The 1,172-nt window shown below is 66.1% G+C and carries 1 protein-coding gene; it reads left to right on the top strand.

All coding sequences use genetic code 11. From position 1 onward, the window contains the following. Nucleotides 1–1,172 (top strand): elongation factor Tu (gene tuf / locus EZ242_RS21850; RefSeq protein WP_135287323.1); only part of this gene is annotated, 1,172 nt, incomplete at its 3' end.

Here is a 1,172-nt window from a genome sequence, read left to right as displayed (position 1 = left end):
ATGGCAAAAGGAAAATTCGAGCGGACCAAGCCGCACGTGAACGTGGGCACGATCGGTCACGTGGACCACGGCAAGACGACGCTGACGGCGGCGATCACCACGATCCTGTCGGCCAAGTTCGGCGGCGAAGCCAAGGCCTATGACCAGATCGACGCGGCGCCCGAGGAGAAGGCGCGCGGCATCACGATCAACACGGCCCACGTCGAGTACGAGACGGCCAACCGCCACTACGCCCACGTGGACTGCCCGGGCCACGCCGACTACGTCAAGAACATGATCACCGGTGCCGCCCAGATGGACGGCGCCATCCTGGTGTGCTCGGCCGCCGACGGCCCGATGCCGCAGACGCGCGAGCACATCCTGCTGGCCCGCCAGGTGGGCGTGCCCTACATCATCGTCTTCCTGAACAAGTGCGACATGGTCGACGACGCCGAGCTGCTGGAGCTCGTCGAGATGGAAGTGCGCGAGCTGCTGTCCAAGTACGACTTCCCGGGCGACGACACGCCCATCGTCAAGGGCTCGGCCAAGCTGGCGCTGGAAGGCGACAAGGGCGAGCTGGGCGAGCAGGCCATCATGAAGCTGGCCGAGGCGCTGGACAGCTACATCCCCACGCCCGAGCGCGCGGTGGACGGTGCGTTCCTGATGCCGGTGGAAGACGTGTTCTCGATCTCGGGCCGCGGCACGGTGGTCACGGGCCGCGTCGAGCGCGGCGTGGTCAAGGTCGGCGAGGAAATCGAGATCGTGGGCATCAAGCCGACGGTCAAGACGACCTGCACGGGCGTGGAGATGTTCCGCAAGCTCCTGGACCAGGGCCAGGCCGGTGACAACGTGGGCATCCTGCTGCGCGGCACCAAGCGCGAGGACGTCGAGCGCGGCCAGGTGCTGTGCAAGCCCGGCTCGATCAAGCCGCACACGCACTTCACGGCCGAGGTGTACGTGCTGAGCAAGGACGAGGGCGGCCGCCACACGCCGTTCTTCAACAACTACCGTCCGCAGTTCTACTTCCGCACGACCGACGTCACCGGCGCCATCGAGCTGCCCAAGGACAAGGAAATGGTCATGCCCGGCGACAACGTGACGATCACCGTCAAGCTGATCAACCCGATCGCCATGGAAGAAGGCCTGCGCTTTGCCATCCGCGAAGGTGGCAAGACCGTCGGCGCCGGCGTCGT

Source organism: Ramlibacter rhizophilus (genome assembly GCF_004681965.1).
Taxonomy (GTDB): domain Bacteria; phylum Pseudomonadota; class Gammaproteobacteria; order Burkholderiales; family Burkholderiaceae_C; genus Ramlibacter; species Ramlibacter rhizophilus.
Note: the sequence above shows the minus strand (reverse complement) of the source record. Positions and strands in the feature narration are given on the sequence as shown.